Genomic DNA, 26,907 nt, shown 5'->3' with positions numbered 1-26,907 from the left:
TGAAGGAGTAAAAATACTTTGAAAGAGGTGGTATATATTTGAAGTCCATCGCTAATTATGCTCATGACCTCATCGTGTCCGCCATACAACAAACAGCCACAGACATCCACTTTTCCCCCTTTAATGAAACGGCGTACATTCATTTTCGCATCCACGGAAAAAGAATCTTTCACTCCAGTCTGCCCCTTCCTATGTATAAAAAGCTACTCTCCTACTTCAAATTCACTGCAGGCATGGATATCGGTGAACATAAACGCCCTCAAAATGGAACCTATCAACATCGAACCAACCAAACCGTTTTTGACCTCCGATTATCAACACTTCCCATCACCGGAACCGAAAGTCTTGCCATTCGCTTATTAAGACCAATGGACCATACTCCTCTCGAACAACTTTTTCTCTTTCCTTATCAAACAGAAAGGATTCAGCAATGGCTTCATCATCGAAATGGGATGATCCTGCTCACAGGCCCGACAGGTAGTGGTAAAACCACAACTTTGTACGCGTTACTCCAATCACTAATGACCACAAGTTCTTTCCAGGCCATTACTTTAGAAGATCCCATCGAAAAGAATTTGAATAATATCATCCAGGTTCAAGTAAATGAGCGGGCCGGGATCACTTATGACACTGGCTTAAAAGCAGCCTTAAGACATGATCCGGATCTTTTAATGGTTGGGGAAATAAGGGACAAACCGACCGCACAGTTTGCATTTCGAGCGGCCCTCAGTGGACACCTTGTTATCAGTACTATCCACGCCCGTGATGCACATGGCACTGTTCACCGGCTGAGAGAAATGAACATTAAACAAACAGATATGGAGCAAACCATGATTGCCATTGCTTCCCAACAACTAGTTACAGTGGAAGGAGCTGAACATTTACCCCAAAGAGCCGCCATACTTGAACTATTGGACGGAGTTCGTTTACAAAAAGCCATTAAAGGGGAGTCCTCTGCCCAGGAGCCTTTTTATTCATTTAGTAAATTAAGGAGGAAAGCTTATGCACTCGGCTTCATCTCCAGCAGCGAAGTGGACACGTTTTCGTGATTCTCCGTTATCAGTTAAGCATCAAATTTTATTTTTCAAAAGATGCAGTCACATTCTCGATAAAGGCTATCCATTATTAGAGGCCCTCAAAATGACTGGTTGGGATCCACAATTAAAACCTATTTCAGAGATCCTTCTACAATCCCTCCGTTCCGGTGATCCCATTCATCTCGCCTGTCAAAAGGCACGTTTTTCTCTATCTGTGACCAATTTTCTTTATTTCAGCCAGGTTCACCATGACCTTTCCAAAAGTTTTAGGCAGTGCAAAGACCTCCTACAAATGAAAAAGGATTACAAAGACCGTTTTCTACGCGTCCTCCGCTACCCCCTCTTTCTATTTGTTTTCCTTGTCATCGCCTGCATCGTTTTACAACGAACCGTAATGCCGAATTTCATCATCCTTTTTGAAGGACAAAACAACCAATCGTTCACACTGATGGTCAATATGATGCACGCCGTAAATGCAATGGGAGCCGCCACAATCTTTTTATTCCTATCAGGGGGGTTACTTATTATAATCTTACCTCGGATTAGCTTACAAAAAAAGCTTCCTTTATATGAAAAGGTCCCTCTCTTAAAGTTTTATCAGTCTTTTTCGGCATCCTTCCTTTTCACCACCCATCTCTATTCCTTACTAACAGCAGGACTCACAATTAAGGAAAGCCTGGAGTTGATTAGAGACCACAAGCAATATAAACTCATTTCCTACTATAGTGAAAGTATACTAACTGATCTTTCCAGTGGAAAAACTTTCGCCCAATCCATATATTCCTGTCCACTTTTCCGTCCTGAACTTACGAATGTGTTCCACTATACCAATGACATCCATGCCCTAAAAGACGAACTAGAGGTCCTAGCTGAATTCTTCATGGATTATATAAATCAAAAAATAACAGGATGGCTCCAAATCATCCAACCTGCTTTTTTTATACTCATTGCGGTTATGATTATCTGCATCTATGCATCCATCATGCTTCCTTTATACCAATGGATGAACCAGATATAAACGAGGAGGAACAAATATGTTTAAAAATGAAAAAGGTTTCACTCTTATTGAAATGCTCATTGTACTGCTGGTCATTTCTATTCTTTTAATCATCACCATCCCAAATATGTCCAAAAACAGTACATCAGTTAGAGCAAAAGGATGTGAAGCATTAATCAAAACAACAGAAGCTCAGGTTGAGGCCTATTTTATTGATCATAAGGTCTACCCAGATGACCTCTCAATATTGGTTGAAGAAGATTATATAAGCCAGGAAAAATGTCCAAATGGAAAAAGCTTGGTGTTAGTAGATGGAGTGGTTAAAACCATTGAATAGACAACTGTACAGCCAAAAAGCCTATACATTTTCAGAGATGATCATCGCTCTTATGTGTTGGTCTATCCTTCTTTTATTTTTTATACCGATGCAATACCGCACATATGAAAACTTCCAAGCCTCCCGGACCCTTCAGCAGCTCAAAGAGGATGTATTGCTGGTCCAACACTTGACGATGAATGATCACATCTATTATTCCCTTAACTTTTATCAGCAAAAAGGAACATATGAGTTATATGATACAAAAAAACGTAAGACGGTTTTCACTAGAAAACTACCTGAGAAATGGGGAATGAAATTGACTACCCTTCCGTCCTCTGTAAGATTCAATCAAAAGGGAATGATCCGTAAAGCCGGTACGATGCATTTGATGGCTCCCAAAAAAAACTACAAAATTGTTTTCCCTTTTGGTTCCAGCAGGTTACGTGTTGAAGAAAGCTGATGGGTTTACAATGTTTGAAACCCTAACTTCCTTTAGTCTATTACTAATCATTATTTTCAACATCATCCCGGTTCTTACAGGAATTCGGCTCTCGGTAAATGATCTCCGTATGGAACGTGAACTCATCACTCGTTTACATGATGAATTTTATCAGCAAATCCTTATAAGAGAATCTCTTTCTTTTACAGAAAAAGAACTTCAAAACGAGGCCTTTATGTTTTATGAATTAGAGGGAGAGTGGATAAAAGGTTGTGTCAAATGGAGGAATCATAGAAATCAAAATAAGGAATTCTGTTTACATGCAAAGAGAGAATAAAAGGGCAGAAGAGGGTTTCACACTATCGGAAGTTATGATAAGCCTTTTGGTCAGTTTTACAATTTTATCTCTTTCTGTCCCCTTGTTTTCACTCTTAAAGCCTGATGATTCATATTCGTCTTTATCTGTCGATCAATTAAGTGAAATCATTCAAGGAGAAATCAACCAGGCGCAATCATATACGGTCAGGAACCAATCCATCTCTGTTATTGACCAGAACCAACGTCATATTTCATTGGAGTTCTACGGAACAAATATCCGACGTACGGTTGATGGATCGGGTCATGAGGTACTCATACAGGACGTAAAAGCCATTTCCTTTGAGCAACATTCGTTCTTTATTGTTATGGAGGTAGAACTGATCAATGAAAAAATATATACGAGCAAAATCCACCTTCCTTAATCAAGAAGGAATCGTATTTCCATGGGTTCTCTTTCTTTCATTTCTTTTACTCATTATTACCTTACTTTCTATACATCAATACGAAAACCACCTCCTCCTTTTAAAGAGTCATCAATCCTCTGTCACCCTACAACATATCATTGATACCTCACGCCGCGACTTAGAACAGGAATTAACTGCTTTACCGGAGACCCAAAAGCACCATGCCTTTAAAAACATAACCCCAGATGGCGAAGCCATAGTGGATTGTTCTCATGATGATCAATGGATATGTACCTGGAATGTAACAGAGTATTCTAGTCATAGTCATAAACAAATAAAAACCTCTTTCCATCCATAAAAGTCTTCCTCATGAAACAAAAGAAGTGTACTGAATCAATAAGGGAAAAATGCGAAAAGAGTAGCTCATTGTATTAAATTGAAAAGTTATTTTCAAACAAAGAATGGTTAAAGAATAAGGAAGCACAGGAAGACAAATACTGAAAAAGGAAAGATGAAGACGTTTTATTTACAATTGTATCCGGGTCGTTTATAATGTGGATGATAGTTTAACGATAGAAAAGGAGGGGGAAAAAAGCATGGATCGTATGTTTCGAGTAATGGCCTTTTGGACAGGCATCTTCGCTGTCATGTTTTATACAGGCGATATGATGGAAGCTTCCTTATTATCTCTAGTTCAAACGGCTTTTTTCCTTACTGTTGGTTACCTTAAGCTGTCAGAACGTATGTATATGTACATATTCTTTTCATACTTGACAGTCTTCATGATCGGATTCACGTATTACTGTTCCTTTATTCTGGTTCCAGGATTTGGCGGACACTAAAAAAAGAACCTGTCATCCTTTCCAGGGGGGGTGACAGGTTCTTTTTCTTCTTTCCCTTTAATTAAGAAATGGGTTTTCTTCTCTTTCCTCACCTACAGTTGTTGGGAGTCCATGTCCTGGAAAAATTCTCATATCATTTCTTAAGGTGAACAATTGGTCTTCAATGCTTTGCTCAAGCTCTGCTCGACTTCCTCCCGGAAGATCCGTCCGGCCAATGCCTCTTGAAAAAGTGTGTCTCCCGCAATCGTTAAACGCTGATTTCGAAATACAAATGAAACACTTCCTGGTGAATGACCCGGCGTATGACGAACTTCAAAGGAGAAATCACCTATTTGCATTTGTCCCAGTTGGAAGAAATGGTCTGCTGGTTTTGCTGTAATTTCACCTAATCCAAATAAAGCAGACCCGTTTTTCTCAGGGTCTCCAAGCCAATCCGCCTCTTTTTCATGAATGTACACGGGGGCATCATAGTTTTCACGAACTTGGTCTACCGCTCCAATATGATCAAAATGGGCGTGTGTCAGCAGGATCGCGATAACCTTCAATTCTCTTTCTTTTAGATATTTTTGCAATTTTTCAAAGTCCCCGCCTGGGTCAATGACTAATGCCTCGTTATTTTCATGGATGATATAAGCATTTGTTGCTATGGGTCCCAACGGAAGCCTAGTGATTTTTTTCATTCCTACACCTCATTTGTTTAAAAAAATATTTTTAACTCAAGAAATTCTTCATCTTAGAATCTCCAAGTCTTTTTCATACCCTTTTTTGAAGGAGGTATGGTTAAAAAATACATTTAGATAACTCGACAATTTTCTGTTTATACTATAAAATAGATGAGTACCTAATATCGTTACATAAAGTATAACATTCATCATTTCTGGATGATAATAATGAAAAGAGACTTAGGGGGTGCTGAACTTGGTAACAGCTATTCTTCTTTTGCTCGTTACGATTTTATGTGTGTTCGCGATCTTTCGCGAAATTAAAACAAAAAATTTCTTTGCCGTGCTTTTTGCCGGTGCATCAGCATTGGTTTTTGGATGGTTCTCCGTTATGACTATCTGGTACAACTTATTTGGTTAGTTCGAGGAAAGCAAGCAGTCTGGAGACTGCTTGCTTTTTTTTGACTAAGATTATAAAAATAACTGATTTTAATCTCTATGTAGTGGTATACCAGCTTCAGTACTTCCCCCACGTAGTCCAAGCAATTCTCTTTGTACCCTTTTATTCCCTTAGATTTATACTCAAGAATGAGAGCTGCTGATTTCCTCTGCGGTTTGTAGCAATTGTTTATTTTTATTAAAAAAGTATCGGTACATACAGAGGGTAATAAACATAGCACTTAACGATACAGATGAGAAGATACTTAATGAAATGACGAGCTGATATTTAATAGCCATTACTGGTGAAACTCCTCCGAGAATCAAACCAGTCATCATTCCAGGTAATTGAACAAGTCCAATGGTTTTTAGACGGTCCACGTTAGGAATTAGAGAAGCGTGTAATGTTCTTTGAATGATAAGATGGGAGGCTTGTTTTGGCTCGGCACCTAGAGATAAGGAAGCAAGCAGTCGGCCATTATTTTCTTTAAACTCATTCTTCATGCGTTCGAGAGCCAGTCCCATGGCAGTCATACTATTACCTATCACCATCCCGCTCATAGGAATAACTTCAGATGGTTTAAATTGAATCATATCAAAGACCAGCCATAAGCCTAATACCCCCAATTCAATTACAACTAGTCCCGCAAAAAGTATCAATCCTACATGAGGAAGCTCCTTTCCTTTCTGTCTGGCATGAAAGGTAGCAATGATAATCATAACCGTCAACATAAACGGAATCCCGTATTTCGCTGGAAGGTCGAAGAGAAAAGTTAAGATGTAACCAATAGCAAAAAGCTGTATCGTTCCTCTTAATGTCGACCAAAGAACATTTTTACTAACTCCAAGTTGATAATAATACGAAAGTGCTAATGGGACGATTACAAAGATAATTAAAAAGAAAAGTGATTGATTGGATATTTCCGGTTCCAAAAGTGCCCCTCCTTTATTGTTCTAAAAATTTAATGAGCTCTTTACTGTTTGGCTGGTCAAACATTTCAGGAATTTCTCCATCTTCTGCCACGCGTCCCTCACTTAGAAATAACCCTCGACTTCCAAGCCTGCGAGCCTGATTTAGGTCATGTGTCACCATCAGCATAGTGAGTTTATGCTCTTCAATTAAATTTTCAAGTACTTCCTCTATTTCTTCAGCTGTACGGTAGTCAAGCGCGCTTGTAGGCTCATCTAATAGAAGCACTTCAGGTGAATTGGCCAGTGTTCTGGCCAAAGAGACACGTTGCTTTTCTCCCCCCGAGAGCTGTTCGACGTCCCGGTTTAAATAATCGGAAGGTAATTGTACATATTCCAGCAGTTCCTTTCCTTGATGATCTTCCCATTCTCCAAAGAGCGAAGGTCCGTATTTGATATTATCCCATACCGTTCCGGGAAACAAATTAGGTGCCTGTAATACAAGCCCGACCTTCTTTCTCAACTGTGTAATTGGGTGATCCTCAATTGGCTGGTCATTGTAGTAAATTTCTCCCTTCTCCGGGTCATTTAAACGGTTTAACAAAAAAAGAAGTGTACTCTTACCAGCCCCTGATGGTCCGAAAAGTATCACCTTATCCCTTTTTTCGATAGTAAAATTGATATCCTGTAATACTCCTTGATACACGTGTTCAAAGCGATACATTTCCTTCTTCCTCTCTCTAAATATTTATCACTGTCGATATTCAGACCCTTCCAGGGATAGAATATATCTCCATCTTCAACAAGCTATCATTAACAACCATTATACCCTAAACCTAAAGGACTCATATATAGAATAAACCGCTACGACAAATTTGTCATAGCGGCTTCCTGTTATTCTTCTTCTTTATCAAAATCATAAAATCTGAAAAGGTCTCCGTAAATGATATTGTCTGAATAACTAAGTTCTTGGGTCACTTTTTCTTTGATAGGCTGGCAAGCTTCTGCTTCTGCTTCAGACAAAGGCTCTCCAGTTGATCGATCATAACACACTTCATTTGTATACACATATTCCTCTGAAACAAAACTTCCATCTCTAAGAGCCACAAAATCTTTCTTTTTCTTAGCGAACATGTTATCACCAAATGTCATATCCCCGCTTTCCTCAATTCCTAATAAATGGAGAAGCGTAGGTTTAACATCGATTTGACCGACTACTTTGTCTCTAACGCCGCCTTTTTCATACCCTGGAATATGAACCATGAATGGTACACGCTGCAATTGAGTCTGGACATATGGGTCAACTTCTTTTCCTAGGAACTGCCCCATCGCTTTATTATGAAAATCACTAATACCATAATGATCCCCCATAAGGATGATAATGGAATCTTCATAAAGTCCGGCATCTTTCAATTGCTGAAAGAATTGTTCTAACGCTTCATCTGTATATCGGGCCGTTTGAAAGTAGGAATTTAGCGTTTTTGAATTTGAATCGTATTTATCAATATGAGCCTTTTCTTCAGGAAGTTCAAACGGGAAGTGATGGGTTAAAGTAATGAACTTGCTGTAAAAAGGTTTTTCTTGTGATTGCAAATATTTTATAGATTGCTCAAAGAATGCTTTATCTTCGAGCCCCCATCCAAATGAATTTTCCGGTGTGACTTCATAAGACTTCTCATCATAAAACTCATCGTACCCAATATTGTCATACATGACATCCCTATTCCAAAAGCTTGCATTATTTGCGTGAAATACAGACGTCTCATAACCTTCTTCATTAAGAATCTCCGGAAGTGCGTTATATTCGTTAGCTGCATGAGTGAAATAAACAGCCCCTCTCCCTAACGGGTACAAGGAATTTTCTACGATAAACTCTGAGTCAGAGGTTTTCCCCTGTGCCGTTTGGTGGTAAAAGTTTTCAAATGTAATTGTATCTTTACTTTCTTTCAACTCATTCAAAAATGGTGTCGTTTCTGTGCCATTAACTTCGGAATCAAGTAAGAAGTTCTGGAACGATTCTACACTGACAAAAATAACGTTTTTGTCTTCCGCAATCCCATAAAGTTCTCCATTTTTATCCGGTTTATCTGGGGACGTTTCCTTTAAATAACTCTCAATTTCACTAACTTCACTACCATCAGCAAACACACGCTGGGCTTTGGTTTTTGTCTGCATCGTTGCATCATAAAGATGGTAGTTATACACACCAATGTTTTTAACTAAATATTCGCGGTCAAAAGCTCGTACGAAAAGCATTGGCCGCTCGATTTCAGCAAGGACAACGTTCCCGGCTAAAAGCAAGAAAGTAACAGCCGTAGCTGCAATCTTTCCGCGTTTCGGTAGTTTGACAGAAAGATCAAACTTTTGCTTACTCAAATACCAGACAAGGGCCACATCAGCAAAGATAAAAAGATCTTCGATATGGACCAAAGTTAGAAAACTGCTGGTCAAATCAGCTGCATTATTTCCTTGAAATAACACAGGGATGGTAATGAAATCTGTGAAGTTTCTATAGAAAACTAAATTCAAGAATAAAATCAATGAGCCAAGTAACACTGTCCATCGCAGATACTTCATTTGATTCTTAGGTTTCATCCACACACTAATTGCAAAAATTAAATAGGCACTGGCGATTGGATTAAAAAACAATATAAATTCTTGCATTGGATTTTCAATGGATAGATCAAACATAAATCTATACACGACATAAGTCTTTAAACCAAATAACAATGTCGCGATGATGAATAAAGGGACGTTCTTCATTCTCCACTGCATAATGGTTCCTCCTCTAGTACGATGGTGGCCAATTTACAAAAAATTAACCCTACCCCATATTTTCTTTATAAAATTCCACTTATAATCATTATTAAACAGGTTCCTATTATATGACGTAAATTGTACCACAAAGGTTTCATCATTTTATCATTTTCCATTAATTTCAAATGAATGGTGGAGGCCTTTTATTATGATAAGATAAAAACATTATAAACAGAAGTCCCAATGGTTAAGTTCTGGTTACAAAAATTTTCGGAAGTGAAACATAAAAAGTTGGAGCCCCAAGCTCCAACTTTTTATCTATTCTTCTTCACTAAATAAGCACCGCCAATGACACCTGCATCGTTTCCTAACTCGGCTATACCAAATGTAGAGGCTTCAGCAGTTCTTGACAAGGCGTATTTCCTATAGGATTTTTCAAGAGGCTCAAGCAACCAATCTCCTGCTTTAGAAACTCCTCCGCCAATCACAATTTTTTCCGGGTTGATAGCGATAGCCATGTTCGCAATAGCCATTCCTAAAACATCGGTCACTTCATTAATGACTTGCTTTGCTGCTTCATCCCCAGCTTTTGAAGCTTCAAAAACATCCTTAGCTGTAAGAGCACCCGTCTTAATGTGGGGATGTAACGTAGACTCAGGATAATCGCCGATCATTTCTTTCCCTCTTCTAACAATACCTGTAGCAGAAGACACAGTTTCTAAACAGCCTGTTTTCCCACAATTACATGGTGCGCCTCCTTCAGGAATGACCGTAACATGACCGAGTTCAGCTGCAGTACCATTGGCTCCATTCAAAACTTGGCCGTTAGCAATAATCCCTCCGCCAACTCCTGTTCCTAGAGTAACAGCGATTAATTCCGTACACCCTTTCCCTGCACCAAGCCAGTTTTCTCCTAACGCTGCAAGGTTGGCATCATTGTCCACCCACACAGGGAAACCAGTCAAATCACTTAACAAAGGGCCAAAGTTGAAATCCTTCCAGCCAATATTAACAGCTTCATGTATATATCCTGTTTTTGTATCAACAAAGCCCGGAGCACCTGCCCCGATTCCCAAAATTAATTCTTTATCCATGCGATCTTCTTCCATCTTTTCTGTAATCGACTCCGCAATATCAGCGGGAATCGACTCTCCCTTTTTTTCCGTATTAGTAGGGATTTCCCATTTTTTCGTGATTTCCCCATCTTCTCTAATGAAGGCTAGTTTAACCGTGGTCCCCCCGATATCTGCGCCAATAAAATAGTGTTCCATTATTTCACTCCCCTATTTTACGATCTTTCTGTCTCGCTATTTCTCCGCGTAGTAACAACATCGCCATTTGATAGTCTTCTGAGGTCATACATTGTGCTTTGTACAATTCTCGTATTTCTTCTTCCATCATTTCTAAATCAGCTACTCTGTTACCTATGTAAATCATCGTACCAAATTTCATTAAATATTGTTGCACATCATAAATCGTTTTCATTTTTTATCACCACATAACATTATACCAATACCTCCCCCGGTTGAAAACGTAAAAAACCCTGATCGATTAACGATCAGGGTCCTTAGGATGAAGAAACGCAGGTCTTCTATTTTTTAATGGGATCGGCGAGCGGATAAGGACATCCCTGAGTGGCTTCCAGGAGAAGGGCATAAACGGCCATAAATAAGGAGTAAAGAAAGTCTTCATATTTGTGATATAGAGCAGCCAAAATGTCACTCCTATTACATACCCTTTTAGACCAAACAAGCCGGTTATTAATAATAGCGCAATACGAGATATTCGATCAGCGAGTCCTACTTCATAACTTGGTGTTGCAAAAGTACCGATAGCGGCCAGCGCTAAATAAAGAACGACTTCACTTGAAAAAAGCCCTACATCGACGGCTACTTGTCCAATTAAAATAGCGGCTACAAGACCTAAAGCCGTCCCTAATGAGGTAGGAGTATGAATAGCGGCCATTCTTAGCATGTCTATCCCCACTTCAGCAATTAGAAATTGAACGATTAAGGGGATTGTCCCATTTTCAGTGGGTCCAATGAATGATAAAGACTCTGGCAATAAATCAGGCTGCATAGAAAAAAGAAAATAGAGCGGCAAAATAAAAATAGATGCAAAGAAGGCAAAAAACCTCACCCATCGCAAATAGGCTCCCACCAGAGGTTTTTGTCGATATTCTTCTGCATGCTGCATATGATGCCAAAAAGTAGCAGGGGTAATCATCACACTTGGTGAGCCATCTATGATGACTAAAACGTGTCCTTCATATAAATGAGCTGCAGCCGTGTCCGGCCGTTCTGTATACCTAATCACCGGATAGGGGTTCCAATATTGTTCACTAATATATTCTTCAATTGTTTTCTCAGCCATTGGCAGTCCATCTGTATCTATTTCCTTAAGAATCTTCTGTAGATACTTCACTCGGTGATCATCAGCAATTTCCTTGATATAACATAAACAAATATCCGTTTGTGATCGCCTGCCGATTTGTAGGTATTCCATACGCAATGAACGATCACGGATTCTTCTTCTGGTCAGGGCCGTGTTAAAAACTAATGTTTCGACAAATCCATCCCTGGATCCACGGACTACCCGCTCTAAGTCAGGTTCCTCTGGACCTCTAACAGGATATGTACGGGCATCAATAAGGATGACTTCATCGACACCTTCAACAATTAAAGCCGTAGGACCAGCTAAAACCATATCTGCCGATTTATTTAAATCTTTTTCCTTTTCTAATTCAACATATGGAATGTGTGTCTTCAATAATTGTGTTAGAGGATCAGGATCCAATTGACCTTCATCCAATCGGGATAAAAGCTTCATAATTCTTTGAAGGATGTCATCCTTAACGAAGCCATCTACCATAAATAGGGACATGCCACGCCCTGCGTAGACTAAATCTAAATGTACGATATCAAAACTTTCTTCAACTCCAAGGCGCTCCCTCATATAGGCCACATTTTTCTCGTAATTTTCGAACAGGCGTTGCTTTTCCATTCCCACACCTCCTTGATGCATGCATCGATTAGTTTTATCAAAATCAAAGAAAACATACATCTCCGCTTTTCATAATTCACTTGCATGTCCATTTCAGTTCACTCATATCTATCAATAGAGATACCAAGATGACCGATTGTACTTTAAGGATTTATTAAGGAGAGGGTAGTATGAGAAAAGTATGGTTATATTGGATATTAGGACCTTTAGCTCTAGCGATCCTTATTGCTTCTTATACCTATTATTTTAAAGAGGAGGCTGTCATCAAATATTTCCCTTTAGACGAAGGCAGCGGCTTTAAATCATTTGGGACCTCCTTAAACTTTGCCTCACAAGAAGATGATGATGAATACGAAATTTCATGGAATATGGGCTCTGAGAGTAACAAATCTATGTATTTAAGGCAGGATGTTTCTTTGTTATATGTGAATGGACGATTGAAAGGAGTCGTTAGTAAATGGGAGGAAAATACAGCAGAGATTGAAAAAGAAACCTCCCTGCATGGTGAAGACAGTCAGAAATACCAGGCGATTTCCTTTCACCATGGGGAAATCCATAAAGGAAAAGATCCTATTAAAAGCATCCAGGCAACCTCCAAGGATGAACTATATGTGATTGATTCTCCTCATACAAAAAGGACTGCATTTAAAAAACCTTCAAATGAAGAGGAAAAAGAATGGAAAAAACGCTTGGACCATTCCATTCGTCAACAACTTGAAGTCCAATGGGAAGAATTGATCACCAACTATGGAATCAATAAAGATGCCTACACGTTAGTTCCCTTGACGAAATTAGCGGACTACGAAGAACAACCACTTCCAGGTACAAAAGAAGAAGACTCGGAAAGGATTAAAGGACAATTGTGGGAAGGATTATATAAAAATTATGTGTTGGGCATCAGTGATACAAAATCCTCCCACCCGATTCAAAGTTATATTCCACTTATTCTTTTTGACAAAAAGGGAGAACATCTCATCGTTCTTTATGAAGACGATACAGGAAAAAAACACCGTCTCATTCAACGTTACTGAAGTAATTCTTCATATAATTTCCCGAAATCTTCTTGATCAGGGTTAATGTTTTTGGCCTGCTCAGCATATTCAACCGCTTTCTCATCTTCCCCTTCCTGTCGATAGATTAAGGCTAAATTATAATGCGCTTCTGCTGTATCCGGCGAAAGCTCAATGACTCTTAGAAGATCCTTTCGTGCCGCTTCTATATCACCCGTTTGCAAATAAGCGAAAGACCGGTTGAAAAGGAGCGGTGCTTCATATCTGCCAGCCTCTGGTAACGCCTGAGTCGTTTTTTCGATCGCTTCCTCATACGCCTCCGTGTCGTTCAACTCCTTGGTCTCCTCTACTTTTGTCAGGGCTTCTTCTGTATTCAAAACACCAGAAGTACCAAGGAAAGCCATCGTACAAATCGTAAGGACATAAATCAAAACGGCGACTAACTGCTTAGAAGTATTTTTTTGTTTAGGCAATCGAACCATTGCTGTGGCAATAAACCCTCCAGCCATTCCACCGATGTGAGCACCATTATCCACTTGAGGGACAAGAAGACCAAACAATATGTTAATAAGAACGATGGTAATCAAGTTCCAGCCCATGGTCCGGAAAAAAAGCTGTTTATGTTGGACTCCAAAGAATAATAGAGCACCAAATAATCCAAAAATAGCGCCGGACGCCCCCGCAGCTACATGAGGGTTGAGCATAAAGCTGGCAACACCTCCAAATAAGCCAGCAAAAACATAGATTAATGTAAACCTCCATGTTCCATAGAGTTTTTCTACTGCAGTCCCCAAATAATATAAGGCAAACATATTCATAAAAAGGTGGAGAATACCTATATGAAGAAACATAGAAGTTACAATCCGCCACCATTCTCCCTCCATGATAGCAGGATTAAATTTAGCGCCGTAGTCGATTAAGGTATCTACAGATGTACTGTCACCTACCCACTCTATATATAGAAAGATAAGAATATTTACAGCTAATAAGAAAAATGTCATCCGGGGTTTACCGTAATCAAAAAGTGACATCACCTTTTTTCTTTGTTCCTGCTGTTCCTTCACAAGCTGATGCTTAAGGTACGGAATTAACGCTTCCATTTCAGCTTCCTCCACACCATGATCAATCAAAGGCTCTTCTAATTTAAAGGCACGGTATAAACGTTTTTGCTCATTAGATTTTTGCTCATCGTCCATATAATAAAGATGGATCGGAAGTTTCTTCGTAGACAACCCTTCTTTAACGCTTTGCCACTCCTCAACTGGAGGATATTCGGAAACATACAGCACGTGAAATTGTACTTTTCCCCCACGGAATAATTTTTTATTTTGAGTGAGCTGCCTATACGCTTTCTCCAACTCACGTTTCAACTCATTTTTCCAATTGACCTGCTTATGAGAAATACGAATGACATGGGTTTGCCACTCATGTTCCTTTTCCAGCCATACCTCTCCTCTTTCTGTACTCATGTTCAGCACTTGAAAACCTTGCGAAACAACTAGGTCATAGGTCAATTTCCATAAATAAAACTCTTGTTTAATAAACACTTTGGTTACCCCCTCAATCCACCTCATCATATCATGCTCCATTATTCAGTAGCTATCTCCAAGCATTGAAAAAGCCGTCAGGAGAAAATCCTGACAGCTTAATATATTCAAAGTCCTCTAAACATTTGAGAAAGAAATCGGTGTCTTATCCAAGGAACATTCATGGACAAACGTACCAGCAGTTTTCTTAGTACCGGAACTCTTGTTACAATGTCAAGAGCTTTGTATCGATACTTATAAATCGTAGCTGTAACCGAACCGATGATCATAAACCATCTGATAAATTGACGCATTTCATCCACCTCTTCTTATTATTAGGTGAACTTATCATTCTCTTGAAGATGTATCCTTATGCATATTGTTGTGAAGGACTGGATCCATCGTGTTCTTTAATAAAGCGGCAGATTCTCTAAACTTCTCCGATTCATTTGGATCTAAATCAAGTTCAATAACTTCTTTAATCCCTTCGCGATTGACGATAGCGGGTACCCCTATATACAAATCATCAACTGCGTATTGTCCATGAACATAAGCAGAAACAGTCAAAACAGCATGTTCATTATGAAGAATGGCTTTTGTTAATCTGACGAGGCCCATGGCTATTCCATAATGCGTCGCCCCTTTGCGTTCAATAATGTGATAGGCAGCATCTTTCACCAGATCAAAGATACCTTCTAAATCCTTAACATTATATTGATCGGGGTGGTCATGGACGCGATCGAACACAGATCGCCCGGCAACATTGGCATGACTCCAAACGGGGAGTTCAGAATCCCCATGTTCCCCTATTATATAAGCGTGGACATTCCGTGTATCGATACCAAAGTATTCACTTAATTTGAAACGTAAACGAGCGGTATCCAGGATGGTTCCAGAACCAATGACTCGATGTGCAGGAAGGCCAGAAAATTCCCAGGTCATGTAGCTTAAAATATCCACAGGATTCGTGGCTACAATAAATAATCCATCAAAGCCACTCGCCATGACTGATTCTACAATTGTTTTATATATAGCTGTATTTTTTTCAAGTAAGTCCAACCTGGTTTCCCCAGGCTTTTGATTTACCCCTGCCGTAATAACTACAAGAGCGGCATCTTCACAATCTTCATAATTACCAAACCATATTTTCTTGTTTGCTGGAGTAAAAGCTAAACCATGATTTAAGTCCATCGCATCGCCTTCAGACTTCCTTTTATTCACATCAATCATGACCAGTTCATCGGCGACTCCCTGATTTAATAGTGCGAATGCATAACTAGATCCTACTGCTCCTGTACCAATAAGTGCCACTCGATTCACATGATCCATCCTGAACACTCCTTATCGTATTGCTTACACTTATTATACAGCCGAAAGTTTGTTCAGTAATTCACAATCTATAAACATTTTGTGACATTTTACCACTTATAAGTTGGATGGACCCCTGTTTCTGTCAGAATATATTCAACCCTTTGGTCAAATTCCTCATAAGGAATGGAAGAACACTTCTGTTGGTCAGAAGCAATCATTAAAGTTCTTCCTTGAAATCCTTCGATAAAACGATCATAATAACCTCCACCATATCCAATTCTGTATCCCCTGTCATCATAAAGGAGCCCTGGAACAAGAAGAAGGTCAATTGTATTCTTCTCCACAAGGGAAGACTGATCCGGTTTTGGTTCTCTTAAACCAAAATATACCCGTTCAAGTTGGTCATAATCAAAAAAATGGTAAAACCGCATTTGTTTATTTTCAGGGAAACATTTAGGCACAGCCATTTTTTTGCCCTCATTCCATCCTTCTTGAATAATCGTCTCGGTCGACCATTCATGTGACTGGGACAACGTTATCCCCACAACACGTGCCTTCCTCCATAGATCACTTTCAAATAAGTGATCCAACATTTTTGCTTCCATCTTCTCACGGTCTTGTGCGCTTATATTCTGTAGAATATTTTTCCCTTTAAATCTTAATTCCACTTTATCCATTTCTACACCACCTGATTTTGGATATAAAAAAAACAGTAGGAATTAATCCTACTGCTTATTTTGTCTCACGATGAAGCGTGTGCTTCCCTACGCGTGGGCTGTATTTCATAAGCTCAAGACGCTCAGGGTTTTTACGCTTGTTTTTTGTACTAATATAATTGCGGTCACCAGTTTCGGTGCATGCAAGTGTAATATTTACGCGCATTGTTATTCCTCCTAATCAAAAGTGCTTTTCACTGTCTCATTCACATTATCAGACTAATTCATAATACCAAAAATAAAAGTACCTTTCAAGTAGATATTAAGGTAAAACCGGAGGAAAATCCCATAGCCATGCTTCTATTTGTATGATATAAATAAACGTGGACCATTAAAGGAGTGATAAACATTGATTTATGTGATTAGTACAGTAGCTGCTGTTGCTATTGGACTTTTTATTCTTTCATTCTTTATGAATGATCGTATGAAGGAACTCGAAAACCAAGTAGAGCAAGTCAATATAACCATGATGCAGAGCAACTATCAGCTAAAAAAGAAAATGAAAGTCTTAGAAGAGGAACTTCTTGCTGAAGATTTAACTGAGGAGATCACCAAGAATCCCGCCACTAAAAACGAGGAACCAAAGAAAATGCCTCTAGTAGAAACCGTTCTGTCCATGTACCATAAGGGATATAAAACCCACTACATAGCTAAACAGACGAACCTGAGTGAACATGATGTCCTGTCTATGATTCAGCAAAAGAAAGGCGCAGGTGTACAAACATGAAACCATGGATTCGTTCATATGCACTTGGTTTGTTCACGGCTGCTCTCGTTTTTGCGATCACTTATTGGAATACAGGAGCGCCTGGTCCCGAAGTTGTTGAAAAGAAATATGAGGTAGAGGAGATGATTACACACCTTGAACAAGAGGGATATCGAGCGGTGACTAATGAAGAGTGGAATGCCGTACAGTCAAGTTCAAGAGAAAGGGAAAATATAGAACCGACAGTGAATCCTACGACCACTTTCTCTCTTGACATCATTCCAGGGACCACAACAGATACAATCAGCAAAAAGCTGGTACGCGCGAACATTATCGAAAATGCCGATGAATTTAAAGCCTTTATGGAAAAAAATGACTACAGTCGGTATATCCAAATCGGTCAAACCACTCTTCATTCAGGCATGTCTCACGAGGAAATTGCTGAAACGATTACGTCAAAATAAAAAACTTTTTTAATCGACCAAAGTTTGTCATACGCGGGAAAGCCTTTTGTTCTATATTGTTTTAAATTGTTGAAAATTATGAAGACCTAGATAAAAGAAAAAGCTTGAATCGATATGTTCGATTCAAGCTTTCTTTCATTTGTTTAAATCATATGTTTTTCCTTTTACCAGATAAAAAATGCTCTCTCCAATATTAGTTATATGATCTGCAAACCTTTCAATATAACGAGCCACATATGCCATTTGCATAATATGTTGAATTTGTTCAGGATTGATTGCCGTCAATTCTAACATTTCTTTCACAACCATCCCATATCTTCTGTCGATTTGATCATCCATTTCTGCCAGCTTTTTAGCTAGTGAAATGTCTTCATACTCGAAGGCTTTCATCGCTAAATCGACCATATCCATGGCAATGACACCCATTTCTCTCAATTCGGGATCTACATCAATCCCGTGGTGCTCACCTAAATGAATAGTTGCCTTAGCAATATTGGTGGAATGGTCAGCCATCCGCTCAAGGTCGCTCGAAATCTTAATAGCAATAATAATCCTTCTCAAATCACTTGCCACTGGCTGTTGCTTTGCAAGCATTAAGATGGCATCATCATTAACCTTTTCTTCCTTGCGGTCCATAAGCGTATCATTTTCTATCACCTTTTTGGCTGCCTCTACATCACCTTTATACAAAACTCGAATAGCCTCATCCAATGACTCTTTAGCATCTAACGCTAATTCTTGAATTTGCTTTTTTAAGTTTTCGAGCTCTTCTTCAAAATGAATACGAATAGACATTGATTTACCCCCCTGTAATATCAGCCGAATCTTCCTGTAATATAGTCTTCTGTCCGCTTATCCTGAGGGTTTTGGAATAAATGATCTGTATCTGCGAACTCAATTAGCTCCCCGTTTAGGAAGAAAGCTGTCTTATCCGAAATACGTGCCGCCTGTTGCATATTGTGTGTCACAATGATTATGCTGTACTTTTCTTTAAGTTCTTGTACAAGTTCCTCCACTTTGGCTGTTGATATCGGGTCAAGAGCAGAGGTGGGTTCGTCCATTAAAATAACATCCGGCTCTACAGCCAAAGCACGTGCGATACACACCCTCTGCTGCTGACCACCTGAAAGTCCATAAGCATTCTCATGAAGGCGATCCTTTAATTCATCCCAAATTGCCGCACCTTTCAAACTTTTTTCAACAATTTGATCCAAAATCTCCTTTTTCTTAATTCCATGGATTCTCGGACCATAGGCCACATTATCATACACACTTTTAGGGAAAGGATTTGGTTTTTGGAATACCATCCCAACTTTAGTCCGAAGATATTCTTGTTTATATTTTCTATTGAATATTTCTTGGTCCCGGTATTTTATAGATCCTGATGTCTTCACAACCGGCACCATCTCTACCATACGATTTAAGGTTTTTAAGAACGTAGATTTTCCACATCCCGATGGTCCAATAATAGCAGTCACTTGTTTTTCAGGAACATCCATGTTCACTTCATATAAAGCTTGATCTGATCCATACCATAGGTTCAAATCATTCACTTCGATAATATGATTTGCTTTCTCTTTTTGTAATCCAAAGGAATTCTCTTCACGTTTAGAGGCTTTGTTAACTGTATTATTTTTTTTCTTTACCATTACTTCACTCATTATGAAACCCTCCTCATCCTAATTAAAGCCGGTGTTGATATTTATTTCTAATCCATACAGCAATTGAGTTCATTAGTAACAACACAACAAGTAAGACGATAATGCCAGCGCCGGCAACAAATTGCCATTCCTCTGCCGGTCGACTTGTCCAATTGTATATTTGGATAGGCATGACTGTGTACTTGGCAAGTAACGATTCAGGCAACGTGTAAATAGCCGCTGCTGCCCCTACAATAATTAATGGAGCCGTCTCTCCAATCGCTCGAGATAGGGCTATAATTGTACCTGTTAATATTCCGGGTACTGCTGCAGGAAGAATGACACGGGATATCGTCTGCCATTTTGTTGCACCCATGCCATAAGAGGCCTCTTTCATTTCTGCTGGAACTGAGCGAACAGCTTCCTGAGCCGCCACTATAATAACAGGCAGGATTAATAGCGCCATTGTTAATCCGCCGGCAATCAAGGTATAACCAAAACTGAACAAATAAACAAAAAAAGTTAATCCTAAAAGTCCGAAAACAATGGATGGAACACCCGCAAGGTTTTGAATGTTAATGCGGATAAACTCAGTCATTCTATTTTTAGGTGCATATTCTTCCAGATATATAGCTGATCCTACCCCTACCATTACTGAAAAGATGGCTACAATAACCATAAGCATGATTGAACCTATTAATCCTGCATAAATCCCTGCTTCCTCCGGATAAGGGGCAGGAAAATTAGAAAGATAGTCCCAATTTAAATATCCAATTCCTTGAGTCAATACACGGTAAAAAAGTAGAACGAGAAATATTAATCCGATCGCTGTTGCAACCCCAAACAATACCATCATCAATCGGTTTATGATGACTCTTCCTTCCATGCGCTTTTTTATATGGCGTTCCTTTTGCCCAAGCATCAATATTCCTCCCTGAACTTACGTGAAATATACTGTGCGATTAAGTTCATTACTAAAGTGAAGACAAACAGGGTCATCCCAACGGCATATAGACTGTAATAGATCGTAGAACCGAATGAAGTATCCCCTGTCGCTGCTTGTACTATGAAGGCCGTCATCGTTTGAATCGATTCAGTAGGGTTTAAAGTTAAGTTCGGTGTTGCTCCTGCAGCAATAGTTACAATCATTGTCTCCCCGATCGCTCTTGAAATTGCTAGTACGATGGAAGCTACTATACCTGAAAATGCTGCTGGCAATACGACTTTCACTACAACCTCCAACTTTGTTGACCCCAAACCATAAGCAGCTTCACGAAGGGCGTTGGGAACAGAGTTCATCGCATCTTCCGAGAGAGATGCCACCATAGGAAGAATCATGATTCCTACCACAAATCCACCACTTAACGCATTAAAAATGCCCAAGTCAGGAAGAAAGAATTGAAACATTGGAGTAACAAATGTAAGCGCGAAATAGCCGTAAACAACTGTCGGGATCCCTGCCAAGACTTCAAGCACAGGCTTTATGACACGTCTTGCTTTATCACTCGCATACTCACTCAAAAAAATAGCGGACATTAATCCTAATGGAACGGCAACAATGGTTGCAATTAACGTAATCAACAACGTTCCACCTATTAAAGGGGCTACCCCGAATTCACCAGACCATGGTGACCATTGCGATCCTGTATAAAAGTCGATGATGGAAACATCAGAAAAGAATCCTATAGATTCACGTAAAAAGGTAAATAAAATACCAACTGTAGTGACCACACTGACAGCAGCACAAAGAAATAACAATGTAGGAATGATTCTCTCTATCTTTTCTCCTATACTTGTTTTCTTTTTATTCGATTCAATCATTTGCTGGACATTAAAGGACTTCCCTTCAGATTGCAAACTCTTATCCATCCTTCAAAACTCCTCTCATCCATAAGGATAGGTGAGACTTTAATCAGTCCCACCCATCTTGTTAGGTTTTAAAGTTCAGTCATTACTCCGCCCAGTTTTGAGCTTCTTTTAATTGCTCTTGATATTTATCTTCTGGGAGTGCTACATATCCCACTTCTTCTGCAGCTTTTCCAGCATTGTTCAATGTGTATTGAACGAAGTCACGAACTTGTGACTTTTCTTTATAAGCGTTCAGATTCACATAAGTGTAAAGTGGGCGGGAAAGCGGTGTGTAAGAACCATCCTGAATCGTTTCAGGATTTGGTTTCACAGCTTCTTTTTCACCTTCTGAAATTCCTAAAGCCTTCAAGCTATCTTCATTTTCACTATAATAAGCATAACCGAAGAATCCTATCGCATAAGGATCGTTTTTGACCCCACGTACAAGAACGTTATCGTCTTCAGAAAGAGTTGTATTTTCTCCTTCTTTCATTGGTTCCTCTTCAAGAATGACTTCATTAAAATAATCAAATGTACCGGAATCATGTCCTGGGCTGAAAATTTTAATCTCTTCCTCTGGCCACTCAGGATTTAGATCCGACCACTTCTTCACATCGGAAGATTCAAGAAAGATTTGTTTCAATTGCTCAACAGAAAGTTCATCAACAAAATCGTTTTGCTGACTAACTACAACTGAAAGGCCATCATAACCCAATTCAAGTGGTTCCAACTGAATTCCATTTTCTTCAGCTTTGGCTTGTTCTTCTTCTTTAATAGGACGAGAAGCATTACTTAAATCAATTTCACCAGCTGTGGATTTTTTAAATCCGCCACCAGAACCAGAAGTATTAACAGAAACGTTCACGTCAGGATTTTCCTGATTATACATGTAAGTTAAGTTCTCCATGATAGGAAACACCGTAGAAGAACCATCAATGGAAATCGATCCAGACACTTCTTCAGAACCTTCGCCGCTTGCTACTTCTTCTGACGAATTCCCCTCAGAACTGCCACATGCTGCAAGTACTCCGAGCACTAGAGTAAACATAAGCATTAGTGCACAACTTTTAAAGTTTTTCATTTCTTTCTCCCCCTATTTTTCGAATAATTGCTGTGTTTGACTGCTTGGCCAACTCACATTTTCTATATTAAAGACAGAGTTTTAATGACATATGAACCAAAGGTAAAGGTTTTGTGAAGGTGCATATTTTGTAGAATAAATTCAAAAAAACTTGGGTATTTAGAAGAGGATTGTCTTAAAAACTCGAGGAGGTTGGCACCAAAGCTAGATAGACCGAATCAATTTGGAATCTTCAATCGTTGGATTTTATCATTTCATAAAAAAAGGAATGATACGTGTTGTATCACTCCTCCGTTTCTTTCTCTGTATTATTTTCTGTTATCCCTTTTTCCGCACGCTCTTCTTTCAACTCAAAATAGGCTTCTCCGATTCTTGCGCCAATTTTGTTACTAATATCAAAGGTACTCGTTGCATTCTCTCCGAGATAAGGGGCTACTATAGAAAAGGCTATTTCCGGATTATCCGAAGGCGCATAGCCAACTAAGGTTTTGTTTAAAAGGTTATCATAAGTCGTTCGCTCCCCATTCTCGTCAAAAACAGCTTTGAAGGATTGAGCGGTACCTGTTTTAACCGCCATCCGGTATTTGCTGTATGGTTTTTTAGAGAATATATGGCTGGCTGTCCCTCTGTTCGTCTGGGCTACCTGTCTGAAGCCTTCCTGCACCCTTTTAATGTAGGAATCATCCATTTCAATTTGATTTAATACTTGCGGGGAATAATCCTTGTAAATTGGTCCAAGCTCCCCTGATAAAGAAGGTTCATGAATACTTTTCACAAGGCGTGGACGAATACGATTTCCTCCATTGGCAATGGTCGATACGTATTGATTCAACTGCATAGGTGTGTAAGAACTAAACTGCCCAATAGAAAAGTCTAAAATGTGCCCAGGGTTTGTAGGTTGTCCAGCAACTCCAATTCCCTCATAAGGAAAGTCAATCCCTGTTTTCACTCCAAGACCCAGTTGATTAAAGTTGAATTTAAATGTATCAAAGGTACCATTCTTTAAAGAAAGACTATTCATATTGTACTGATTGCTATGTTCCCCACCAAGGTACATTGCTAAGAAATACATATATACGTTGGAAGATTGCTGTAATGCCTGTATGTCATTAACAGAGCCAATATTTGACGTATAAGACCCCTTTTGGCTGCCGCCTATCGTGATTGGCCTGTCATTGATCCATGTGCCTGGAGTAACCGCTCCTTCATGTAAACCTGTCAAAACGGTAGCTCCTTTAACGACAGAACCTGGCATATAGGAATTGTAAAGAGCTTGGTGAGAAGTATCGGTAAATCTTGATTCTCCTTCTTCCGGATTCCTGTTATATGTTTGACCACTAATGGCAAGGATTTCTCCCGTATTTGGATTCGAAACAACAGCAATAGCATTATCAAGGTGGCGGTTTTGTCCGGGCGCCTTATGAATAGCATCTGCTAATTCTTCCTGAACAATCTTGTTCACTTTCTCCTGGAGTTCCATATCAATAGTTAATACAAGATCCTTTCCTCTCTCACCTTCACGGATGACTTTGGAATTAACCACCTTATTATTCTTGTCTGTTTCATATTGAACTTTCTCTTTCGTACCTCTAAGCACATCTTCATATTGTTCTTCCAAACCGCTTGTCCCCACCCTGTCATTTCGACTGTAGTCAAGCGACATAAAATAATCCAGTTGATCACGCGGTACGCCCTGTTCTTTTGATGTGATGCTTCCAATATAACTACGGAATGTTGAATCGAATGGATATGTACGCTCCCAATCCGATGTCACATTAATTCCAGGCAGCTCTGCTAAATGTTCGGCCACAGTTGAATATTCTTTTTCAGAAATATCCGCGTTTTTTAAAACATGAGGAGCAAGAGTGTATGCCTTATCCAGCTCTTTCTTTATGGCGATGATCTCTTTTGTCTGGTTATCATAATTTGAGATTTCTTCTTTCGTAATACTATCTAATTGAAGTTGGTAAACTTCTCCATTATCAAGATCAGAAGTATCCTCATCTTCAATACGTGCGGTAACTTCTTCCTCATTCTTTAAAAAGAAGTATTCTTTTAAGTCTCTATCTGTCAACTTCTCTTCGTAATCCATATCAATATACTTCGAAATTTCTTCAGCCAACTGAAGTTTATCATGTGGCTGAACCCCTTTTGGAGGTGTATATGTGATGGAGTACAAGGGCTGATTATCCACAACTACCCGTCCATACCGATCGTAAAATTCTCCTCTCGGGACCGGGATGCTTGTTGTTGTATTTTCTGTGCGGTCGATCTCATCCTGAGCTTCTTCCCCATTAAGAATTTGAACAACTCCTAGCTGCAATATAATTCCTGCAAACAAAAGGAACACAACAAAAAACACCACGTTCAATCGGAAAGAAAGGTGTGATTTATGCTTCAGTTTGTTTTTATTCTTCTTTCCCATGAACTCCTCTCCTTCTCTACAATGCTTTATACATTATAGCATTTTTTTACCATCAAAGAATAGATGAAGCTCATGGGAGATTGGATTCAATTATGTGAGGAATAGGTATACTTCGTATCGACACCCCTCACGAAGAAGTAAACGAAGAAATGACCACCACCCACAAGCAGGAGAATATAAGGAATTCCTGTTTCCGGTGGGATAAGAGTTATCGCCAGAAGAAAAATGATAATAGACAGGACTCGCCCTAAGTTCAAAAAGATTTCTCTTACGACGATATACTCAATTCTCATTTCAGCAGCATTCCATGACTTCCCAATGACATCATATGTTAATGAAATATAGGGTACATAGAACATTGGGAAAAAGATTCCAGCAATACCAGCGTAAATAAGCAGGAGAGACAACGTGTCGCTAATTAACAATATTAACACGCTTAAGTACAATGCTAATCCTGAGATAAATATGGCTTTTTTACGACGACTCGGCTTCACCCAGCGACTGACCAGAAAGTAAAACAAAAAAGAGAAACCCGAGTAAACCAAATTGAACACACCTAATGAAAGTTCGTCATTAGTCATTAAGAAAATCCAAATGGAAACAGCAAACAAAAACGTACCTTCTCTAAAACCTTGAGAAATATGTGCGCTTAATATTCTCTTCCAGTTTGAATTATTCTTTCTCTCCGTCACAACTCTCCTGAAAGAAAAATTCCCCTTTGCCTTCCTTCTAGATAAACCAAAACTTACTAGCACAGCGATAATAAACAACCCGAAAGAAATAGTAAATATAACGGTGTACCCAGTAAAGTTGTTTAAACGGGATATGATATAACCAGCCAAAAGGGGTCCGGTCATCCCTCCTAGGGATTGCAGAACTCCTAAAAATCCATTAAAAAAATCACGCGTATCCGGTTCAGTGATTTCAAATGTCAATACATTATAGGCGAGCCAGTAGAAACCATACCCGATTCCCAACAAGGCCCCGAGCATGATATTGAAAGTAGCAGCTTTTTCCCCAACAAGGAGTACAGTCAAAAAAAACAAAGAGAGAACGGTAACACCGGTTCTCAATACAATCACACGATCCATTCGTTTTGCGCACTTGCCAGCCAATATGAAAGTCAGCGGCTGCAAGACATAAATGGCTAAATTATAGAGAGCTATGTCAATATAGCTGTTGGATTGTTTCCATAAGTATATGTTTACAAATGTACTGGATAAGAATATACCAAGAGAGTATAACCCTCCGATCGTCAGCAACAGCAATAAATCCTTTGATACATTTTCGTGGCTGAGCCACACACGCAGCTTACTCACCATATCCATGTCTCCTTTGTGTTCATCCTTTAGTGTTTTCAGAACAAAAGGAGATATACAAAAAGAGAGGCATGGATATAAATCCATGCCTCTCTTCCCAGCTGTTTATTTTGCTGCGTCAAATCGTTTAGCAACTTCATCCCAATTGACTACATTCCAGAATGCAGAAACGTACTCAGGGCGACGATTTTGGTAGTTCAGGTAATATGCATGCTCCCAAACATCAAGACCTAAAATCGGAGTTTTACCTTCCATAATCGGAGAATCCTGGTTAAGGGTATCGATTACTTCGAGTTCACCATTATTGACTACTAACCAAGCCCAGCCAGATCCAAAGCGGCCTTTAGCGGTGTTTTCAAACTTCTCTTTGAACTGATCGAAACCACCGAAAGTGTCATTAATTTTAGTCGCAAGGTCGCCTGTCGGCTCTCCACCGCCGTTAGGGGACAGAATTGTCCAGAAAAGACTGTGGTTGGCATGTCCTCCACCGTTACGACGCACTGCTGTACGGATATCTTCCGGTACTGCAGCAAGGTTATTAGAAAGAAGCTCTTCTAGAGACTTATCCTGAAGATCTGCATGTCCCTCTAGTGCGTTGTTAAGCTTTGTCACATAACCGTTGTGGTGCTTCGTATGGTGAATGTTCATTGTTTCCTTATCAATTGTTGGTTCTAGTGCATCGTAAGCATAAGGTAGTTCTGGTAGTTCAAATTTAGCCATAATGTAACTCCTCCTT

Annotated in this window: 30 protein-coding genes and 1 pseudogene; 11 read left to right on the top strand and 20 right to left on the bottom strand. The window is 39.4% G+C overall.

What is annotated here, in order from left to right:
* The first annotated feature begins 38 nt into the window (after positions 1-38).
* The 7 genes from comGA (at position 39) to BLW54_RS06340 (ending at position 4,356) form a co-directional block, all read left to right on the top strand.
* Entirely contained in the window at positions 39-1,049 is a 1,011-nt protein-coding gene (gene comGA, locus BLW54_RS06375) for a competence type IV pilus ATPase ComGA (RefSeq protein WP_074733483.1), read from the top strand.
* Complete coding sequence (locus BLW54_RS06370; protein ID WP_244153486.1) at positions 1,003-2,055, top strand: type II secretion system F family protein; 1,053 nt, start codon at positions 1,003-1,005, stop codon at positions 2,053-2,055. The genes comGA and BLW54_RS06370 overlap by 47 nt, the downstream gene beginning before the upstream one ends.
* 16 nt (positions 2,056-2,071) lie before the next feature.
* Entirely contained in the window at positions 2,072-2,371 is a 300-nt protein-coding gene (gene comGC, locus BLW54_RS06365) for a competence type IV pilus major pilin ComGC (RefSeq protein WP_035509079.1), read from the top strand.
* Positions 2,346-2,813 (top strand): competence type IV pilus minor pilin ComGD, encoded by a 468-nt coding sequence (gene comGD, locus BLW54_RS06360; RefSeq protein WP_074733481.1) that lies wholly within the window; start codon positions 2,346-2,348, stop codon positions 2,811-2,813. Before comGC ends, comGD begins: the two co-directional genes overlap by 26 nt.
* Positions 2,800-3,129 (top strand): hypothetical protein, encoded by a 330-nt coding sequence (locus tag BLW54_RS06355; RefSeq protein WP_035509082.1) that lies wholly within the window; start codon positions 2,800-2,802, stop codon positions 3,127-3,129. The genes comGD and BLW54_RS06355 overlap by 14 nt, the downstream gene beginning before the upstream one ends.
* Positions 3,113-3,532, top strand: coding sequence for a ComGF family competence protein (locus BLW54_RS06350; RefSeq protein WP_035509084.1), 420 nt, complete (start codon positions 3,113-3,115; stop codon positions 3,530-3,532). The genes BLW54_RS06355 and BLW54_RS06350 overlap by 17 nt, the downstream gene beginning before the upstream one ends.
* 578 nt (positions 3,533-4,110) lie before the next feature.
* A complete protein-coding gene (locus BLW54_RS06340) occupies positions 4,111-4,356 on the top strand; it encodes a DUF2626 domain-containing protein (RefSeq protein WP_035509092.1) in 246 nt (81 codons plus the stop codon).
* Between the two features lie 57 nt (positions 4,357-4,413).
* On the opposite strand, the pseudogene BLW54_RS06335 reads toward BLW54_RS06340, so the two are convergent.
* A pseudogene (locus tag BLW54_RS06335) lies at positions 4,414-5,036 on the bottom strand (MBL fold metallo-hydrolase).
* Positions 5,037-5,274: 238 nt separating this feature from the next.
* Between BLW54_RS06335 and BLW54_RS06330 the strand changes: the two are divergent.
* Positions 5,275-5,439: a DUF2759 domain-containing protein gene (locus BLW54_RS06330; RefSeq protein WP_071414044.1), complete on the top strand. Its 165-nt coding sequence runs from the start codon at positions 5,275-5,277 to the stop codon at positions 5,437-5,439.
* Positions 5,440-5,600: 161 nt separating this feature from the next.
* Here the strand turns inward: BLW54_RS06330 and BLW54_RS06325 are convergent, their stop codons facing one another.
* From BLW54_RS06325 to BLW54_RS06300, 6 genes are all read right to left on the bottom strand, one after another.
* A complete protein-coding gene (locus tag BLW54_RS06325; protein WP_051744270.1) occupies positions 5,601-6,389 on the bottom strand; it encodes an ABC transporter permease in 789 nt (262 codons plus the stop codon).
* Positions 6,390-6,402: 13 nt separating this feature from the next.
* Complete coding sequence (locus tag BLW54_RS06320) at positions 6,403-7,089, bottom strand: ABC transporter ATP-binding protein (RefSeq protein ID WP_035509097.1); 687 nt, start codon at positions 7,087-7,089, stop codon at positions 6,403-6,405.
* A gap of 170 nt (positions 7,090-7,259) precedes the next feature.
* Entirely contained in the window at positions 7,260-9,140 is a 1,881-nt protein-coding gene (locus tag BLW54_RS06315) for an LTA synthase family protein (RefSeq protein ID WP_035509099.1), read from the bottom strand.
* Between the two features lie 296 nt (positions 9,141-9,436).
* Positions 9,437-10,396 carry an ROK family glucokinase gene (locus BLW54_RS06310; RefSeq protein WP_035509101.1) on the bottom strand — a complete coding sequence of 320 codons (960 nt, stop codon included), beginning with the start codon at positions 10,394-10,396 and terminating at the stop codon, positions 9,437-9,439.
* Position 10,397: 1 nt separating this feature from the next.
* Positions 10,398-10,607: a YqgQ family protein gene (locus tag BLW54_RS06305; RefSeq protein WP_035509103.1), complete on the bottom strand. Its 210-nt coding sequence runs from the start codon at positions 10,605-10,607 to the stop codon at positions 10,398-10,400.
* Between the two features lie 66 nt (positions 10,608-10,673).
* Positions 10,674-12,125, bottom strand: coding sequence for a spore germination protein (locus tag BLW54_RS06300; RefSeq protein ID WP_035509104.1), 1,452 nt, complete (start codon positions 12,123-12,125; stop codon positions 10,674-10,676).
* Positions 12,126-12,295: 170 nt separating this feature from the next.
* On the opposite strand from BLW54_RS06300, the gene BLW54_RS06295 reads away from it, so the two are divergent.
* Positions 12,296-13,156 (top strand): hypothetical protein, encoded by an 861-nt coding sequence (locus tag BLW54_RS06295; RefSeq protein WP_035509106.1) that lies wholly within the window; start codon positions 12,296-12,298, stop codon positions 13,154-13,156.
* On the opposite strand, the gene BLW54_RS06290 is transcribed toward BLW54_RS06295, so the two are convergent.
* The 5 genes from BLW54_RS06290 to rpmG all read right to left on the bottom strand — a co-directional run bounded on the left by BLW54_RS06290 (position 13,150) and on the right by rpmG (position 16,854).
* On the bottom strand, positions 13,150-14,682 hold the full coding sequence (locus BLW54_RS06290) for a rhomboid family intramembrane serine protease (protein ID WP_035509108.1): 1,533 nt from the start codon (positions 14,680-14,682) through the stop codon (positions 13,150-13,152). The two genes, BLW54_RS06295 and BLW54_RS06290, sit on opposite strands and share 7 nt — an antisense overlap.
* 107 nt (positions 14,683-14,789) lie before the next feature.
* Positions 14,790-14,975: a protein YqgO gene (gene yqgO, locus BLW54_RS06285; RefSeq protein WP_035509111.1), complete on the bottom strand. Its 186-nt coding sequence runs from the start codon at positions 14,973-14,975 to the stop codon at positions 14,790-14,792.
* Positions 14,976-15,009: 34 nt separating this feature from the next.
* Positions 15,010-15,990, bottom strand: coding sequence for an L-lactate dehydrogenase (locus tag BLW54_RS06280; protein ID WP_035509113.1), 981 nt, complete (start codon positions 15,988-15,990; stop codon positions 15,010-15,012).
* A gap of 89 nt (positions 15,991-16,079) precedes the next feature.
* Positions 16,080-16,649, bottom strand: coding sequence for a 5-formyltetrahydrofolate cyclo-ligase (locus BLW54_RS06275; RefSeq protein ID WP_035509114.1), 570 nt, complete (start codon positions 16,647-16,649; stop codon positions 16,080-16,082).
* A gap of 55 nt (positions 16,650-16,704) precedes the next feature.
* Positions 16,705-16,854 carry a 50S ribosomal protein L33 gene (gene rpmG, locus BLW54_RS06270; RefSeq protein ID WP_035509116.1) on the bottom strand — a complete coding sequence of 50 codons (150 nt, stop codon included), beginning with the start codon at positions 16,852-16,854 and terminating at the stop codon, positions 16,705-16,707.
* Positions 16,855-17,037: 183 nt separating this feature from the next.
* On the opposite strand from rpmG, the gene BLW54_RS20945 reads away from it, so the two are divergent.
* Entirely contained in the window at positions 17,038-17,415 is a 378-nt protein-coding gene (locus BLW54_RS20945) for a hypothetical protein (protein WP_035509118.1), read from the top strand.
* On the top strand, positions 17,412-17,858 hold the full coding sequence (locus tag BLW54_RS06260; RefSeq protein WP_035509119.1) for a hypothetical protein: 447 nt from the start codon (positions 17,412-17,414) through the stop codon (positions 17,856-17,858). The genes BLW54_RS20945 and BLW54_RS06260 overlap by 4 nt, the downstream gene beginning before the upstream one ends.
* Positions 17,859-17,993: 135 nt before the next feature.
* Here BLW54_RS06260 and phoU read toward each other — a convergent pair whose 3' ends face one another.
* From phoU to BLW54_RS06220, 8 genes are all read right to left on the bottom strand, one after another.
* A complete protein-coding gene (phoU, locus tag BLW54_RS06255; protein ID WP_035509121.1) occupies positions 17,994-18,653 on the bottom strand; it encodes a phosphate signaling complex protein PhoU in 660 nt (219 codons plus the stop codon).
* 20 nt (positions 18,654-18,673) lie between these two features.
* Positions 18,674-19,519 (bottom strand): phosphate ABC transporter ATP-binding protein PstB, encoded by an 846-nt coding sequence (pstB, locus tag BLW54_RS06250; protein ID WP_035509122.1) that lies wholly within the window; start codon positions 19,517-19,519, stop codon positions 18,674-18,676.
* Between the two features lie 22 nt (positions 19,520-19,541).
* Positions 19,542-20,420, bottom strand: a complete 879-nt coding sequence (gene pstA, locus BLW54_RS06245; RefSeq protein ID WP_074733476.1) for a phosphate ABC transporter permease PstA — start codon at positions 20,418-20,420, stop codon at positions 19,542-19,544.
* Positions 20,420-21,367, bottom strand: coding sequence for a phosphate ABC transporter permease subunit PstC (gene pstC, locus BLW54_RS06240; RefSeq protein ID WP_035509127.1), 948 nt, complete (start codon positions 21,365-21,367; stop codon positions 20,420-20,422). The genes pstA and pstC overlap by 1 nt, the downstream gene beginning before the upstream one ends.
* Before the next feature lie 82 nt (positions 21,368-21,449).
* Positions 21,450-22,427 (bottom strand): PstS family phosphate ABC transporter substrate-binding protein, encoded by a 978-nt coding sequence (locus tag BLW54_RS06235; RefSeq protein WP_074733474.1) that lies wholly within the window; start codon positions 22,425-22,427, stop codon positions 21,450-21,452.
* Positions 22,428-22,710: 283 nt separating this feature from the next.
* Positions 22,711-24,852 (bottom strand): peptidoglycan D,D-transpeptidase FtsI family protein, encoded by a 2,142-nt coding sequence (locus tag BLW54_RS06230; protein ID WP_074733471.1) that lies wholly within the window; start codon positions 24,850-24,852, stop codon positions 22,711-22,713.
* Between the two features lie 86 nt (positions 24,853-24,938).
* Complete coding sequence (locus BLW54_RS06225) at positions 24,939-26,174, bottom strand: MFS transporter (RefSeq protein WP_035509132.1); 1,236 nt, start codon at positions 26,172-26,174, stop codon at positions 24,939-24,941.
* A 102-nt stretch (positions 26,175-26,276) separates the two neighbouring features.
* Positions 26,277-26,891, bottom strand: coding sequence for a superoxide dismutase (locus BLW54_RS06220; RefSeq protein ID WP_035509133.1), 615 nt, complete (start codon positions 26,889-26,891; stop codon positions 26,277-26,279).
* Between the last annotated feature and the right edge of the window lie 16 nt (positions 26,892-26,907).

Source organism: Halobacillus karajensis, assembly GCF_900108515.1.
In the GTDB taxonomy this organism is placed as follows: domain Bacteria; phylum Bacillota; class Bacilli; order Bacillales; family Halobacillaceae; genus Halobacillus; species Halobacillus karajensis.
The sequence above is the reverse complement of the archived record's forward strand: the minus strand, read 5'-3'. Positions and strand labels throughout refer to the sequence as shown.